Origin of the sequence: Arcobacter siniprincipis (SeqCode) (assembly GCF_048571125.1) — a bacterium.
Taxonomy (GTDB): Bacteria; Campylobacterota; Campylobacteria; order Campylobacterales; family Arcobacteraceae; genus Arcobacter; species Arcobacter siniprincipis.
Genome location: NZ_CP182343.1, coordinates 231,705 through 247,097, shown reverse-complemented (window position 1 = coordinate 247,097; position 15,393 = coordinate 231,705). Strand labels below are relative to the sequence as shown.

18 protein-coding genes and 1 rRNA gene are annotated in these 15,393 nt (G+C 28.6%); 9 read left to right on the top strand and 10 right to left on the bottom strand.

The annotated features are described in order from the left end of the window. Positions 1-6: 6 nt before the first annotated feature. Positions 7-699 (bottom strand): DNA/RNA nuclease SfsA, encoded by a 693-nt coding sequence (gene sfsA / locus ACNI3D_RS01270; protein WP_419768000.1) that lies wholly within the window; start codon positions 697-699, stop codon positions 7-9. A 73-nt stretch (positions 700-772) separates the two neighbouring features. Between sfsA and ACNI3D_RS01265 the strand changes: the two genes are divergently transcribed. The 4 genes from ACNI3D_RS01265 (at position 773) to ACNI3D_RS01250 (ending at position 2,900) form a co-directional block, all read left to right on the top strand. After that, positions 773-1,174, top strand: coding sequence for a bacteriohemerythrin (locus ACNI3D_RS01265; protein ID WP_419767999.1), 402 nt, complete (start codon positions 773-775; stop codon positions 1,172-1,174). 14 nt (positions 1,175-1,188) lie between these two features. Further along, positions 1,189-1,539: a hypothetical protein gene (locus tag ACNI3D_RS01260; RefSeq protein WP_419767998.1), complete on the top strand. Its 351-nt coding sequence runs from the start codon at positions 1,189-1,191 to the stop codon at positions 1,537-1,539. A 72-nt stretch (positions 1,540-1,611) separates the two neighbouring features. Continuing rightward, complete coding sequence (gene luxS / locus ACNI3D_RS01255) at positions 1,612-2,127, top strand: S-ribosylhomocysteine lyase (RefSeq protein ID WP_375722529.1); 516 nt, start codon at positions 1,612-1,614, stop codon at positions 2,125-2,127. A gap of 41 nt (positions 2,128-2,168) precedes the next feature. After that, on the top strand, positions 2,169-2,900 hold the full coding sequence (locus ACNI3D_RS01250; protein WP_419767997.1) for an MnmC family methyltransferase: 732 nt from the start codon (positions 2,169-2,171) through the stop codon (positions 2,898-2,900). Positions 2,901-2,905: 5 nt separating this feature from the next. On the opposite strand, the gene ACNI3D_RS01245 is transcribed toward ACNI3D_RS01250, so the two are convergent. The 3 genes from ACNI3D_RS01245 to ACNI3D_RS01235 form a co-directional block, all read right to left on the bottom strand. Next, a complete protein-coding gene (locus ACNI3D_RS01245) occupies positions 2,906-3,385 on the bottom strand; it encodes a hypothetical protein (RefSeq protein WP_129100900.1) in 480 nt (159 codons plus the stop codon). A 78-nt stretch (positions 3,386-3,463) separates the two neighbouring features. Continuing rightward, positions 3,464-4,060: a LysE family translocator gene (locus tag ACNI3D_RS01240; protein WP_419767996.1), complete on the bottom strand. Its 597-nt coding sequence runs from the start codon at positions 4,058-4,060 to the stop codon at positions 3,464-3,466. Positions 4,061-4,111: 51 nt separating this feature from the next. Next, positions 4,112-4,921, bottom strand: coding sequence for an AraC family transcriptional regulator (locus tag ACNI3D_RS01235; protein WP_419767995.1), 810 nt, complete (start codon positions 4,919-4,921; stop codon positions 4,112-4,114). Between the two features lie 53 nt (positions 4,922-4,974). On the opposite strand from ACNI3D_RS01235, the gene ACNI3D_RS01230 reads away from it, so the two are divergent. Then, entirely contained in the window at positions 4,975-5,580 is a 606-nt protein-coding gene (locus ACNI3D_RS01230) for a DUF2238 domain-containing protein (RefSeq protein ID WP_419767994.1), read from the top strand. On the opposite strand, the gene ACNI3D_RS01225 is transcribed toward ACNI3D_RS01230, so the two are convergent. The 5 genes from ACNI3D_RS01225 to ACNI3D_RS01205 form a co-directional block, all read right to left on the bottom strand. Beyond that, on the bottom strand, positions 5,566-5,967 hold the full coding sequence (locus ACNI3D_RS01225; protein ID WP_419767993.1) for a hypothetical protein: 402 nt from the start codon (positions 5,965-5,967) through the stop codon (positions 5,566-5,568). The genes ACNI3D_RS01230 and ACNI3D_RS01225 overlap by 15 nt on opposite strands. 3 nt (positions 5,968-5,970) lie before the next feature. Further along, entirely contained in the window at positions 5,971-6,279 is a 309-nt protein-coding gene (locus ACNI3D_RS01220) for a hypothetical protein (protein ID WP_419767992.1), read from the bottom strand. A gap of 61 nt (positions 6,280-6,340) precedes the next feature. Continuing rightward, positions 6,341-7,192 (bottom strand): DMT family transporter, encoded by an 852-nt coding sequence (locus tag ACNI3D_RS01215; RefSeq protein ID WP_419767991.1) that lies wholly within the window; start codon positions 7,190-7,192, stop codon positions 6,341-6,343. A gap of 211 nt (positions 7,193-7,403) precedes the next feature. Then, positions 7,404-10,877 (bottom strand): methionine synthase, encoded by a 3,474-nt coding sequence (metH, locus tag ACNI3D_RS01210; protein WP_419767990.1) that lies wholly within the window; start codon positions 10,875-10,877, stop codon positions 7,404-7,406. Positions 10,878-10,957: 80 nt separating this feature from the next. Next, positions 10,958-11,560: a class I SAM-dependent methyltransferase gene (locus ACNI3D_RS01205; RefSeq protein WP_419767989.1), complete on the bottom strand. Its 603-nt coding sequence runs from the start codon at positions 11,558-11,560 to the stop codon at positions 10,958-10,960. Between the two features lie 151 nt (positions 11,561-11,711). Between ACNI3D_RS01205 and ACNI3D_RS01200 the strand changes: the two genes are divergently transcribed. The 4 genes from ACNI3D_RS01200 (at position 11,712) to hisIE (ending at position 14,856) form a co-directional block, all read left to right on the top strand. Then, a complete protein-coding gene (locus tag ACNI3D_RS01200; protein ID WP_419767988.1) occupies positions 11,712-12,632 on the top strand; it encodes a branched-chain amino acid transaminase in 921 nt (306 codons plus the stop codon). Between the two features lie 106 nt (positions 12,633-12,738). Continuing rightward, positions 12,739-13,815, top strand: a complete 1,077-nt coding sequence (locus tag ACNI3D_RS01195) for a prohibitin family protein (protein WP_129100886.1) — start codon at positions 12,739-12,741, stop codon at positions 13,813-13,815. A gap of 42 nt (positions 13,816-13,857) precedes the next feature. Continuing rightward, on the top strand, positions 13,858-14,163 hold the full coding sequence (locus ACNI3D_RS01190) for a hypothetical protein (RefSeq protein WP_419767987.1): 306 nt from the start codon (positions 13,858-13,860) through the stop codon (positions 14,161-14,163). Between the two features lie 9 nt (positions 14,164-14,172). Then, entirely contained in the window at positions 14,173-14,856 is a 684-nt protein-coding gene (hisIE, locus tag ACNI3D_RS01185; RefSeq protein WP_419767986.1) for a bifunctional phosphoribosyl-AMP cyclohydrolase/phosphoribosyl-ATP diphosphatase HisIE, read from the top strand. Positions 14,857-15,271: 415 nt separating this feature from the next. Here hisIE and rrf read toward each other — a convergent pair. Next, positions 15,272-15,387 (bottom strand): 5S ribosomal RNA (gene rrf / locus ACNI3D_RS01180). Between the last annotated feature and the right edge of the window lie 6 nt (positions 15,388-15,393).

The following is a 15,393-nucleotide window of genomic DNA, read 5'->3' as shown; positions in this document are numbered from 1 at the left end:
TATTTCTTAAATTTGAAGACTTGATTTCTTTTTTAAATTTATCTCTTCAAGTGTAATGTTTGATTGGTAAACTAAAACCTCAACCCCACTATTCATAGCCTCTTTTAGAGCTTCATTATATTTTGGGTCAATCTCTTTTGCAATTGTAAATGGCAATTTATCAGTTCTTTGAATCACATATAACATTATAGCCCTATGTCCTTCTTTTACCATAGAAACCAATTCATCTAGATGTTTTTTCCCTCTTGTTGTTACAGCATCTGGAAAAGCCAAAGAATCATTAATCTTTAAACTTACACTTTTTACTTCCACATAACACTTTTCATCTTTATTTTCTAATAAAATATCAATTCTAGAGTTTACTCCATATTTTTGTTCAGGAGTAAGAGAACTATATCCTTGTAACTCTTTGATAATACCATTTTTTATAGCTTCTATAGCAATCTTATTTGCAACACCTGTATTTGTACAAATCAAAATATCTTGCATCTTTGTGAGTTCCAAGGTATACTTTAATTTTCTTTTTGGGTTATCGTGAAAAGTTACCCATACAGGACAGTTCTCTTCTATACAAGAAGTCATCGCGCCACTATTTGGTACATGAGCTGTTATTTTTTCCCCACTATCTAAAATAATATCAGCCAAAAATCTTTTATATCTTTTTATCAATTTGCCCCTATAAAGCTTTTCAAATCTCATAATTATCCTTTAGAACTTTTTATCAAAATATTACTTACAAAAAACTTGGAATGGAACTTGCATATAACAGGACATGAATACAATAAAAGAATTTAATCAAAGTACACATATACTTAATCATGAAAAAATAGATACTTTACATAAAGAGTTCTTTGATATATATGCAAGTGCTGATATAAACTCTTTGGAAAGTATAATACAAAAATCAAAAGAATTACTACTTCATAGCGAAAGACACTTCCAAGAAGAAGAGTTTCTTATGGAAAGATACAATTATCCAACTATAAAAGAGCATAAAGATGAACATTACAAAGCCTTAGCAGAGATGGAATATTTTATAAAAAATTCCCACTCAGTATTTGGTAAAAAGATGTTGAAATCATACTTTATAGAAAAATTACCCGAATGGTTTGATTTTCATTTAACAAATATGGATAGTGATTTAGTTTGCCACTTAAATAAATTTGAGCACTAATCAAAGGATATAAAATGGACATACTTAAAAAAGCTTATGATTGGGCATACACATATGAATTTACACCAATAGAGATAGAATATGCAGGAAAACTAGCACTTAAGATGCTTGATGATTCTTGTCAAATGTCAAGCGAAGAGAGAAGAATGTTTTTTTATGTGTATGATGCAATAACAGATAGAGAAGATATTACTTTAGATGATGATATGAATAAACTTATACTTCTTGCACGAGATAGAGCAACAATTTATTCTAAACCAGAATTTGCAAATATAGTTCATGCTTGTAAAGAAGATATCATACCAAATATGCTCAAAGTTCATATGAAAGCATTTAAAAAAATGGTTAGAGAAAATCTTTATTAATTATAATATATAATCATCAATTTATTAACTTTAAGTTAAAATCCCTTTTATAACAAAATAGAAGGATATTATATGCCATTATTAGATAGTTTTAAAGTTGATCATACAATTATGCCAGCACCTGCAGTTAGAGTTGCAAAAACAATGAAGTCACCATCTGGTGATATTATTACAGTATTTGATTTAAGATTTTATGTACCAAATAAAGATATGATGAGTGAAAAAGGTATTCATACATTAGAACACCTTTTTGCTGGTTTTATTAGAGAACATTTAAATTCTCCTACTGTTGAAATCATTGATGTTTCACCAATGGGTTGTAGAACTGGTTTTTATATGAGTTTACTTGGAAGTCCAAAAGAAGAAGTTGTAGCTGCTGCTTGGAAAGCTGCTATGGAAGATGTTTTAAATGTAGCAAAACAAGAAGATATCCCAGAACTGAATATTTATCAATGTGGTACATGTAATATGCACTCATTAGAAGAAGCAAAAGATATTGCAAAAGATATTTTATCTCACAAAATTGGCGTAATGTCAAACGAAGAGCTTTATTTATCTGATGATAAATTATCATCTTTAGGAAACTAAGAAAGAAAATTTAAGAGATAGAGATATCTCTTAAAACTTATATGAATAAAGAAATTCAAACAATAGATGGTTCTAACACCCTATTTTCTACTAAATACAATCAACACTTTCATGACCTTAAAACTGGAGCCATAAAAGAGTCTTTAAATAAGCATGTAATACCTGCACTTAGGCTAAAAAAAGATTTAAAAAAACTAAAGATTTTAGATATTTGTTTTGGGATTGGTTACAACACTTTTTCTACTATTTATTATATTTTAGAAAACAATTTAGATATAAACCTAGAGATTTATTCTCCTGAGTTAGATGAAGATTTAATAAAAAGTTTGGATAAATTTACTTTTCCAAAAGAGTTTGAAAAAATCAAACATATAATAAATTCCATAGCCAAAAACTTTTTCTATGAAGATGAAAAAATCAAAATAGAAGTTTTTATTGGAGATGCAAGAAAATATATCAAAACTTTAAATGATATAGATATCGTATATCAAGATGCTTTTTCAAGCGAAGTAAATAAAGAGCTGTGGAGTGTGGAATATTTTCAAGATATTTTTAAACTTTGTAAAGATAATGCGATTATGACTACTTATTCTATCTCTTCAAATGTCAGATTATCTATGTATGAAGCTGGTTTTTTTATCTATGAAATAAATCCAAGTGGAAATAGAAAACAAACTATTGCTTTAAAAAGTAAAAAAGATATAGAAGCAAAATATATTGATATGGAATTAAAGAAAAGTAGAAATAAAGAGGCTAAAGCATTTTATGATTAGATAATTTAGTTTTGAACTAAACTATCTAGTATATATCTTTCCAAGTCTTTTCTTGGAATTTCATTTTTCATAGCTTTATGAAAAATCTCTTCTATTTTATATCTATACTCATCATAAGGAAAATATGGAAAATGAATCATCCAAGCTTTTCTTATAACTCTATTTGCCATTTTGTCTTTTATCCAAATTCTAAAGAAATTGAACCAAATAAAAATTATTGCAGTAAAAATAATAGAAACTACAATAGAAGCATGAGCATCAATTTTTGCAAAAATAGCATGTGCTAATAAAGATAAAGGTATCACAGGAATACAAACAATCATAATATATACAATATATGCTTTTCCTATACTAAGTCTAAATCCTAATTTTGCAGCATCCACATGCATTTTCTCATTATGTTGAACATTTGCTACTAATAAATCTTTTAATAAAACCGGTTGTTTAGATACACTAAAACAAAAATTTAAAATTTTATCTAACAAGTTCTTTCCTATTTTTTATTTATATATTGTGCTGATTTTACCCAAATTTTACTAATACCAATTTAAATTTCTTCATTATCAAAAAATATTTACAAAAATCATTGAGATAGCACAAAGTATAAGAGTAAGTCCCATAATAATATTTAATAATCTTAATTTAAAATCTGTATTAAAAAATCTAGTGACTTTACTTCCTAAAACTCCCCAAAAAGACAAAGATAAGTAGCAAACAATAAAATAAATTATGACAAAAAAAGTAAATAATTCAGATGACGAATACATAGAAACAACAGAGATACAAGCTATCCATGCTTTTGGATTTAACCATTGGAGTAAAAAGCCTTCGTAAAATTTTAGATTTATCTTCTCCTCTTTGTTTATTGTTAAACTTGCTTTTGAACTCAAAATCTTAAGCCCCAAATATATAATAAATGAAAATCCAAAAACCTTTATATACAATAAAATATCTGGATATGTATTTATTATCTTTGATAATCCAAACCCAATACATAATAACAAAAGAATAAAACCAATAGTTGCCCCTGAGATAAAACTAAAAGTTCTTGCAAATCCATTATTTATACTTGAAGTTATAATCATCATATTTACAGGACCAGGAGAAATTGACATCACTAATGAAAAAGAGAACATTGTCAAAAAAATTGTAAAACTCATATATTTTCCTAAATTAAATTTAGAAAAAGTATATATCTTTTTTAAAATAACTTATTGTACAAAATTGAGTTTGTATTCCATTGGAGTTGTTGCAACTATTTTTACGAAGTTTTTATGAAAATGGCTTTGATCAAAAAATCCACACTCTAAAGCAGTATCAACAATTGAGTAACCATCTTGAAGAAATTGTTTTGATTTATTTATTTTAACATTTATTAAATATGCTCTTGGTGTAAGATTCATATTAGACTTAAATAGTCTAATAATATAAAAAGGATTTAATTCAAAATATTTAGCCAAATCATCTAAACTAATATTTTCTTTATATTTATCATTCATATACTTAATAATCAATTCAAACTTCTTATCAATTAATGGAGTTTGACTCTCTTCTAAAAAAAGTGAAAAAAACTTTATAAAAAAGTTTATCAACGCATCTTCTTTATCCACAATTGAGTGTTCTTCAAATAAATATCTACATAAAAATAGATATTCATTGTAAAAAGATTCATCTTCTAATATATGTGTTGGTACATTTATATAACTTGTAATCTTTTCATCAATAAGTTTCTGAATATCTCTACACCAAGAAGTGTCCAAGTGCATCATATAATATTCATTTAGAACTTCACTACTTGCATTACAAGAGTGTACTTCATGTGGATTCATTATGCTTAATTTGTTTTTAGTTAACTTATATGATTTATCACTATTTGTGTATAGACTTTCTCCTTTTTTATTTACCCCCAAAGAAAAGCTATCATGAAAATGCTTTTTATAGTGAGTATTTGAATTAGAGTATCGCAGTTCTAAAAAAGGAAGATTTTTATTTTTAAATGTTTTTGTAAATATTTTTTTCATATGTAATTATATACAAAAGCATAAATAGATATATTAATTTGATATAATATTTTATGAAATATTTATGGCTTTTTATTTTTATTACTATTTTAATTTGGTCAGGAATTAATCCCAAAGATCAATTTACTTGGGCTTTAGAGGTATTTCCAGCTATTATTGGATTTATAATACTTGCCTATACATATAAATCTTTTAAATTAACATCCCTTACTTATACTCTTATTCTCATTCATTGTATTATTTTAATGGTAGGTGGTCACTATACTTATGCAGAAGTACCTTTGTTTGATACGATTAAAGAAGTATTAAATCAAAGTAGAAATAACTACGACAAAGTAGGACATTTTGCCCAAGGTTTTATTCCAGCAATTATTGCAAGAGAAATTCTTATAAGAAAAAATATAATTCCTTTTTCTAAATGGAGAAACTTTTTCATAGTCTGCTTTTGCTTAGCCTTTTCAGCCTTTTATGAATTAATAGAATGGTGGGTAGCCTTACTAAGTGGTGAAGATGCCGAAGCTTTCTTAGGAACTCAAGGATACATTTGGGATACTCAAAGTGATATGGGCTTTGCCCTTTTAGGAAGTATTCTAGCCTTAGTTTTACTTAGTAAATATCATGATAAACAGTTGGATAGATTAAAATTATCTATCCATTAATATTTCAGATTTATTTCTTAGTTTTTTTGTTAAAAACTCTTTTTCTTTTGGGCTTAAATCATTTTCTTTTATCTCTTTATCATTGTTTTTTTTACTTTGTTCCTTTATGATTTTTTCAGCCTTTTTTTTATCTTCTTTTTGAGGTTTAAAAATTGTAATAATCAAAGAGGCAGAAAAGGCAATATTAAATAAAATAATTGCCCATTTAATAGGTAGTAAAAAAGAAAGATATTGTAATTGATTAGTTAGTTTTAGATACTCAACTATATCTGCATAAATCCATTGTGACAATAAAACTATAGAGAGTAGTACAACAACAATAGTAAATCTTCTTCTAAACTTATAAAGTAGCGTCCAAAAAATGGCTGATTTAACTTGTCTAAACATATCTTATACCAAAAAGTCTAAACCTAAAATAGCTAAGGCGCCAACCAAGGTTTTTGTTTTTAAATCATCTATAACTTTTCTTTTTTCATTTGAAAGCATTATCTCTAACTCTTCATCGGTATAATCCTCAAAGGTTTTATGTCTCATAGCTAGTTCAGCTTTTAAGTTTAAAAGTGCTTTCTCTTGTATTTTTAAATCTATTTTATTTTTTACTTTGTCACTTTGTATTTTTGCAAAATCAAAAGATTTGTCAAATTGCTCTTTTGTTATATCTACTAAACCTGTAGTTTTTTCTTTTATTTTTGTTAACACTTTTAGTTTCCTATTTATTTTTTATATTTTAACCTATAAAAATTAACAAAACTATATCAAGTTAATTTTTTCTTATAAAATAGATTGAGTTTACTATTAGGGTAAGAAGTATAATTGCTCCACCAATAAAAGTATAAGAACTTGGTACTTCATTTAAAACCATCCACACCCAAATAGGTCCCATAACTGTTTCAATAATCATTAAAAGACTTACTTCACTTGCATTTATAAATTTTGTTCCACTAAATATTAAAACCCTTGAAAATGGAGTTATAATTAATCCCATTACGCCTACTACAAATAAATTATAAAAGTCAATACTAATTGTGTCACTTGCAAAATAAGCTATTATGGCCAATGATATTCCTGTGATTGCAGTTAGTGCTACACGATTTATTCTAGTATATTTTGACATTAAAACAAAAGATAAAGAGAATGTCATTGTACATAAAATAGCTAAAAGGTTACCTTTTAAATTACCCGCACCGACCTTATCATTAAAGATAATAAAAAGGCCAATAAATAAAAAGAAAGATGCAATAAGAACATTTATTCTTATTTTTTCTTTATAAAATAAATACGCAAAGAAAGATGTAAATAAAGCCCCTGTTCCTATGATAAGAACTACATTTGCAGCAGTTGTACTCTTTATTGCCCAAATAAAGAAAATATTTGCACTCCCCATTAATATCCCACATAAAAGAAAGATATAAAAAGATGTCTTGGTGACCTCTCTTATGATATCTCTTTGCTTTATTATTAGTAATAAAAGCATTGAAATAAACATAAATATTCCAAGATAAAAAGAAAATGTAAAAGGTGAAATACTAGTTAGTTTTATAAATAAAGATTCAAAACTCATTAGTAAAACGCCCAAAGCGGTTATTGTTATACCTTTTGTGTTGTTGTTCATATATTCTCGATATTGATTTAATTTTAATTTCGTAAAAAACGAAAAGAGACCTATTTAATTAAAGATTAAAATAGTCAATTTTGGTTTAATTCAAGGCGAAGTTGTAAATTTATGAAGGAGCTTACTATAAGTAAGTGAGTTTATAAATTTACAATTTCAACGCAGAAAAAAATAGGGGAAAACTTTACGCGTAAAAAGTGGCTATTTCTTTCTAAATGTTATAATAGTTGGCTTTGTTGTGCGGCACTACTATGGCGCAGGTACTTTGCTCTGGGTCTATTTGGAAAGTTTCACTTAGTGTTATTCCAAACTCTTCTGGTTTTAATAAATCAAAGATATCCCTACTTTGTTCTAAATCAGGACAAGCTGCATATCCAGGAGAATATCTACATCCTACATATTGTTTCATTTGAACATCATTCAAAGTATGCCCCTCTTTTGGTACTATATCAAGGTCAAGTCTTACTTGCTTATGAATTACCTCAGCTAATGCTTCTGCAAGTTCAACTCCTAATCCATGGACTTGATGATATTTTGAGAACTCACTATTTTGATAAAGTTCACTTTCATATGAAGTTATTTTTAATCCTGAACTAGCAAGTGTAAAAGCAACTACATCTAATCTATCATTCGCAAAAAAATCAGCTATACATCTATGTGGTGGTTTTGTTTGTCTTGGAAATTCAAAGACTTTTTTAGCTTTTTCAAGTGGTGGAACATTTTGTGCTTCTTTTAGACTATTAAAAGCGTACTCATTTCCAAAAATATAAAGCTTATTATCATGGGAAATACAAGGATAATATCCATAAATAGCTATTGGGTCAAAAATATCTTTTTCAAAAAACTCTTCTTTATATTTTTCATATAATGGTTTTACCACATTCTCTTCATGGGCCAAAAACTCATCTGCTTTCATAGCACCTTTTTTATATCCCCATCTTTGTCTAAATAAAACTCTATGATTTATCCAAGAAAAAATCAAATCTTTATTTAACATTGCAGGACTTTGAGTAACTCTTCCCCAAAGTGGAGGGAAGGTAAATTCAGCTTTTGGAGGTAATTCTATCTCTTCATAAGGAGGAATTATTACCTCTTTTTTCTCTTTTTTAATATCATCTTCATCTTTTATCAAATCAGCTGCAAGTTTTGTATTAAATGAATCACCTGATTCTATTCTTTGCATAGAAACAACACCATCAAAAGCATCCCTACAATAAAAAATCGGTCCATCATATAAAGGTCTACAATACTCATTTACAAAAGATTTAGTAAGTGCTGCTCCACCTAAAAGTACAGGTATATCTATACCTTGTCTTTTAAGCTCTTCTAGATTTTCTTTCATTACAGCAGTTGATTTTACAAGTAATCCACTCATTCCAATAGCTTGTGCTTTATGCTTTTGAACAGCTATTATAAATTCATTGATATCAGCTTTTATTCCTATATTTATTACTTTAAATCCATTATTACTTAAAATAATATCTACTAAATTTTTACCTACATCATGAACATCGCCTTTTACAGTTCCAATTACAAGTACTGTTTCACTAGCTTTTTCTTCTTTTGGTAAATATGGATTTAAAGCATCAACTGTTGCTTTCATAGTTTCAGCACTTTGAAGTACAAATGGTAACTGCATTTGACCTGAACCAAAAAGTTCCCCTATGATTTTCATACCATCAATTAGCCACTCATTTACTATAATTTCTGGATTTACTTTGTGTCTTAACTCATCAACTAATGGTATAAGTCTATCCTTATCCCCATCCAATAGAAGTTTTTTAACTTTCTCTATTGGTTCTAATTTTTGGTACTCTTCATCACTTTGATCTTCTTGTGCATCAACATTTGAGAAGTGGTCAATAAATTTAAATAAAGGGTCACCATCTTCTTGATTATTAAAAATCAAATCATCACAAGCTTTTCTATCCTCTTCTGTGATTTTATTTAGTGGCAAAATATGTTTAACATTTACAATAGCACTTGTAAGCCCTGCTTTTACACAATGGTCTAGATAGATAGAGTTTAGATAAACCCTAGCTTTTATATCAAGCCCAAAAGAGATATTTGAAAGACCTAAAGTGGTTCCAACTTCTGGATGAAGTATTTGAAATTCTCTAATTGCTTCCATAGTTTCAATTCCAGCTGTTCTATACTCATCATCACCAGAACCAATAGTAAATGTAAGCATATCAAATACTAAATCTTCAGGATTAAAGCCATGTCTATTTACACATAAATCATAAATTCTCTGCGCAATTCTGATTTTGTCCTCTTTTGTTTTAGCCATTCCAACTTCATCAATAACTAAACAAACAAGTGCTGCACCAAATTTTTTGGCTAACTTACAAACTGCATCAAACTTCTCTTCTCCATCTTCAAGATTTACAGAGTTGATGATACATCTTCCACCTATTTGTTTAAGTGCTGCTTCTAAGGCTTTTATTTGTGTAGAATCTGGCATCAAAGGAAGTGAAACTTTTTGAGAATAAAGTTCAACTACTTTATCCATATCACCAGTTTCATCTCGTCCAGCAAATCCAACACTCACATCGATAATATGAGCACCTGCTCGCACTTGTTGTTGACCAACAGATAATGTTCCCTCATAATTATTATCTTTTAATAAATCCCTAAAAGCTTTTGACCCAGTCGCATTACTTCTCTCCCCTATTAATAAAGGAGCTGGATCTTGTTTTAGGGGAACTGTATTAAATAATGAAGCCAAAGAAGCTTTCAAAAATCCACTTGGTGCTTTTGGTTTTATGCCTCTTACTTTATTTGCCAAAGCTTCAATATGTTCAGGAGTTGTTCCACAACAACCACCTAAAAATGAGACTCCATTTACTTCTAAAAAACTACTTTGTAGTTGAGTAAACTCTTCTGGACCCATTGGATAATATGAAACTCCACCTTTATTTTGAGGAAGCCCTGCATTGGCATGAACTGAAATAGGGAATTTGCAAACTTCACTTAATGTTTTTACATGTTTATGAACTTGTTTTGGTCCAGTACCACAGTTAAAACCTAAAGATAAGATATTAAAAGGGCTCATAATAGCTGCTATTGTCATAGCATCAGTTCCTATTAACATAGTTCCAGATAACTCAATAGTCACAGATACCATTACTGGAATTTCAGGATGAGTATCCGTTAGAGCATGAAGTGCTGCTTTTATTTGAAGTGGATCTTGACAAGTTTCAAGTAAATATATATCACATCCACCATCAGCTAATCCATTTGCTACTTCTTTATACCCCTCATACATCTCATCATATCTAATATGTCCTAATGATGGAAGTTTAGTTCCTGGTCCAATTGAACCTAAACAGAATCTTGGCTCATCTTCTGTCTCATACTTTTTACAAGATTTTTTTACAAGTTCGGCACCTAGTTTAGATAATTCATAGGCTTTTGAAGAGATTCCATATTCATCAAGTACCCAAGGCATAGTTCCAAAAGTATTTGTTGAAATTAAATTAGCCCCTGCTTTTGCATAGGCATCATGAATTCCTTCCAAAATTTCAGGAGCAGTTTCATTAAGAAGTTCATTACACCCTTCTAAGTCTTGGTTCTCATACTTCCATGCTTCAGGTTTTATCTCTGCATTTTGTAATTGAGTTCCCATCGCTCCATCGATAATCAATACTTTATTTTTTATTATTTTATTTATTTTATTTTTCATTTTTTTTGATATCTCTTATTATTTTCTATTCATTTTTAAGTTTTTACTCTACTAAAAAAATTGTTAAATCCCTGTTAAATTTAGGACTTTTGTGCTATTAATCTTATCACGCTAGCTTCACCTTGGTGACCAGTTCCTTCTTCTAAATTTGTAATTACTTCTTCTAATTTATGAATCTTTAATTCTTTTATGTTCTCTTTAAAATCATCCATACTATAAAGTAACTCTAAATCTTTTGGTCCACCGCTATTATTTTCAATTTGATTTTTTGAAAAAACCTCACATACAAAAAAACCATCTTTTTCTAAAGATGTTTCTATTTTCTTAATCAAAGTTTTTAGTTCATCTATTTTTAAATGTAAAAAAGAAAATAGTATAGCCCCATATTTTTTAGACACTTGCCAATCATTTATATCCATGCAAGCAGTTTTTATCTCTACATTTTCTATTTTGCTTTGTTCAAAAAGTTTATTTAAACCGATATCTGAAGCATCTATTGCCTCAACATCAAAACCTTCTTTTGCCAGAAAAATTGCATTTCTACCTTCTCCTTCTCCTAAGCACAAGACTGTTTGATCTTTTTTGAAGTTAACATAACTATTTTTAATAAATTGATTTGGATTAGTTCCATATAAATACCCATCCCTTGAAAATTTCTTATTCCATAACTCTTGTTGATTCATTATCTTCTCGTCAATATATATTTTTTAAACCGTATTTAATCATAAATAAACTTATTATATATTATAGATATTTTTTATACTAATAGATTCACTTTTATTTAATCAAAACTTGGATAGACTATTTATCAAAATTTATAATAGGAAAAATCAGATGACAGAAGCAAAATACATCTGGATGGATGGTAAGTTTGTTGATTGGCATGATGCAAAAGTTCATGTATTAAGCCACACTTTACACTATGGAAATGGTGCAATTGAAGGTACAAAGGCATATAAAACTGTTGATGGAAGATGTGCTATTTTCAAATTAAAAGAACACACAAAAAGATTATTGAACTCTTCAAAAATGACATTAATGGATGTGCCATTTAGTGAAGATGAGTTAAACAAAGCACAAGTTGAATTATTACAAAAAAATGGATTAAACGAAGGTGCATATATTAGACCTTTGGTTTATTTAGGATATGGAGTTATGGGACTTTACCATAAAGAAGCTCCGGTGAATGTATCTATTTCTGCTTGGGAATGGGGTGCATATTTAGGAGAAGAAGGTCTTAAAAAAGGTGTTAGAGTTAAAATAACATCAATGACAAGAACTCCAAATACTTCAGGTATGGGAAAAGCAAAAGCAGTTGCTAATTATCTAAACTCTCAAATGGCAAAATATGAAGCAGTTGAAGCTGGATATGATGAAGCACTTTTAAGAGATGACCAAGGTTATATTGCTGAGGCATCTGGGGCTTGTTTCTTTATTGTAAGAGATGGTATAATTATTACTCCTCCAAATGACACTTCTTTAGAATCTATTACACAAGCTACTGTTATTGACCTAGCACAAGATTTAGGTTATAAAGTAGAAAGAAGAAGAATTACAAGAGAAGAGATCTATATTGCAGATGAAGCATTTTTCACAGGAACGGCTGTGGAAGTAACACCAATTAGAGAAGTTGATGCAAGAATTATAGGAGCTGGAGAGAGAGGTCCTATAACAGAAAAACTTCAAAGTGGATATTTTGATATTGTTCAAGGTAAAAATGAAAAGTATGCTAAATATTTAACATATATTAACTAAGTAGAATTTTCTACTTAGTTGAAATACAAAAGATAAAACATAGTAGTTTTATCTTTTGTGTTTCATAAAATGGAGCAAAGAAATTTAAAAATATTTAAGGATATTAATGCCAATAGATAATGATTATTTTAAAAATAGACAACAAAACAAAAACAGCGGTGGGGGCTCTAATGGGGGAGGTTATCAACCTCCTTTTGAGCCACCTGAATTCTTTAAAAACTTTGGGAAAAAAGCAGGTTTCATTTATGCAATTATAATTGTAGTAATTATGTTATTTGTATTTAGACCCTTTATAATTATTGAATCAGGACAAGTAGGTATTAAAGTAACTGCTGGTAAATATGAAAGTATGCCTTTAAATCCAGGTTTTCATCTTTATATTCCTGTTATCCAAAAAGTAATTGTAATAGACACAAAAGTTAGGCTTATTAACTATAGTAGTGTTGAGCAAATGGGTGGTTATGATTCAGGTATTAAACTAAATCCTGCAATTAATATTCTTGATGCAAGAGGATTACCTGTGTCTATTGAACTAACTGTTCAGTATAGACTTACTGCTGATGGGGCTCCAACTACAATTGCTAACTGGGGTCTTTCTTGGGAAGAAAAAATTATCAACCCAGTTGTTAGAGATATAGTTAGAAATGTTGTTGGAACATATACAGCTGAAGAATTACCAACGAAAAGAAATGAAATAGCTGTTAAAATCGAAGATGGTATTAGAGCGAATATTGAGAAACTTGAAGGTAAACCTGTTTCACTTTTATCAGTTCAATTAAGAGAAATTGGTCTTCCTCCTAAGATTAAAGAACAAATTGAAAGAGTTCAAATTGCAAATCAAGAATCTGAAAGAGTTAAATATGAAGTTCAAAGAACTAAACAAGAAGCTGAGAAAAGAGCAGCAAAAGCAACTGGAGATGCAGAAGCAAATAGAATTGAAGCAAAAGGTAGAGCAGACGCTGTAACTATTGAAGCTAAAGCACAAGCAGCAGCAAATAAAGCTATCGCTGAGTCTTTAACTTCAAATCTACTTAAAATGCAACAAATTCAAGTTCAAGGGAAATTTAATGACGCGCTTAGAGAAAATAAAGACGCTAAGATTTTCTTAACTCCTGGTGGTTCTACTCCAAATATTTGGGTAGATACTAAAGATAGAGCTATTAATTCTGCAATAAACAAGTAATTTTATAAAGAGTAGATTTCTACTCTTTATATTTAAATACACATGTTATATAAAATATTTATATCAATCTTTATTCTGTTAAATTCTATAGTTTTATTAAAAGCAAAAGATCCAAAAAATAATATTGATTTAAATAATCTTAAATTAGTAAATCCAAGTAAAGAGCCAAAACTAAAAACTAAAAAAGATTATCAAAAAAAAGAAGATTTATTGACTAAACCAATAAATAAAAAAGTTGATTTAACTCCTAAAAATAAAGATAAAATAAAAATAGATGGTAATGTTGATGTAAATACAGAAGAAAGATCTATTGATGGTGTAAAAATTAATTTAGGCAAAAATTTTTAAGGTAAGAATATGAATAATATAGAAAATATTGCATGGAAAAAGATGGATGGTTTAATTCCTGTTATTACACAAGATTCAATAACAAATGAAGTTTTGATGTTAGCTTATATGGATAAAGAAGCGTTATCTCTAACTCTTACAACTAGATATGCGCACTACTTTTCAAGAAGTAAACAAAGAATTTGGAAAAAAGGTGAAGAGTCTGGTCATACACAAAAAATTGTAGAAATAATGCTTGATTGTGATAATGATACAATATTGATAAAAGTTATACAAGAAGGTGTAGCTTGCCATACAGGTAGAAAATCATGCTTCTTTACAAATTTAGAAACAAATGAAATTATTAGCGATATAGAAGTTAATACAACTAATAAATACTCTATTTTAGATAATTTATTTCATGTTATACAAGATAGAAAAAATGATGACCCTAAAAAATCTTATACATCTAAACTATTAAATGGCAAAGAAAACTCTATGCTTAAAAAAATTGTTGAAGAAGCAGGTGAATTTACTTTTGCAGTTAAAGATGATAATAGTGAAGAAATGATTTATGAAGCAGCAGATTTAGTTTACCACACAATGGTTGCATTAGCAAGCAAAAACATATCTCCTGATAGAATTAAACAAGAACTTGCTAGAAGATTTGGTATGTCAGGAATTGACGAAAAAAATTCAAGAAAAGAAGAGTAGTCTCTACTCTTTGTTTCGTATAAAATACTTTACTACAAAACTTAATACCATAAATATTATTAACCCAATTCCTACAAGAATCCCAATTTTATCTAAATACATTTTGTATCCTTTATATAAATATCCTAATTGTATAACAAGAAAGAAAATAAATCAACTTAATATAGTGTTATAAACAAATATAAGAGCTTCTAAATAAGAAAGATAGAATAATTTAATATCAAACTACGATATATAGAAAAAAGCATAATAGGAGAGAAGAGAATAAAAGAAATAAATTCTGATAAAAGTAATAGAAAATAATATCAAAGAATCCTGTTAGAAGAAATAAATAACAATAAAAAAAGGTGCAAAAAAAAAGCTCAGTGCTAAAAAGACGATGTCTAAATAGAACTAAGCTTAAAAATTACTCAAGAGTTGGCGACGACTTACGTTTCCACAAGGGGACCCTGCAGTATTATCAGCGATGAAGTGCTTGACTTCCGGGTTCGGAATGGAGCCGGGTATTTCCACTTCTCAATAATCACCAACAAAGTT